Raw genomic sequence first — 688 nt, forward strand, 5'->3', positions numbered from 1 at the left:
ACTATCTAGGTGGTGCATATCAATATGTTGTAAGTAACCAATTTCTTTGCTGACAATCGGTTTGCTTCCTCTCGGTTTGTGCTCTGGATGACTCCAAGGAAATGCACCCAGCCAAGGCTCACAGCCTCGTTTTCGAATCGCACTTAATAGCGCTTGTTCCACATTTGAGGTGGTTTCCGAGACTCTACCAAGTACAGATAGGTGCTGAATCCAGCGAAGTAGAGTCAGGATGATCATAATGATCACCACCATGGTTACGATGAACAAATAGATCTGTGCCTGCTCGTGATAGGCGCCAATACCAAGTGCGATGATGCCTACCAAACTAAACAAGAATGAGCCAAGAAAAGTCGCCAGAGCATTTTGCGTTGTGCTGTCTTCCATCAATAGCTTGGTAGCTCTAGGAGTGACCCCTGCACTGGCCGCGCTGTACGCTGAAACCATAATGTTGAGTGAAAACGTCGTCACCGCCAGCATCGACGTCGCGAGAATATTCAATATGTTATTCAGCAGCTCATTACTGACATTGATGGTGGGAGGCAGGGTAATGAATTTATTTAAAACAATAGAGATCAGGGCGGTTACAACAGCAAGTAAGGCGAAAAGTGATGTACGAACCCACAGTTTACGTGTCATTTGTTTAAGCAGCCACTGCCATTTGGAGCCGGTCATTCTCATGTGCCTCTTA

1 protein-coding gene is annotated in these 688 nt (G+C 45.9%); it reads right to left on the reverse strand.

Annotated features, from left to right (window positions below; translation table 11 throughout):
• The coding region (locus R7Q46_RS27285; RefSeq protein WP_318078291.1) for a DUF2254 family protein at positions 1 to 672 on the reverse strand (672 nt) is incomplete at its 3' end.
• Between the last annotated feature and the right edge of the window lie 16 nt (positions 673 to 688).

It is taken from the genome of Vibrio sp. 811 (assembly GCF_033339195.1).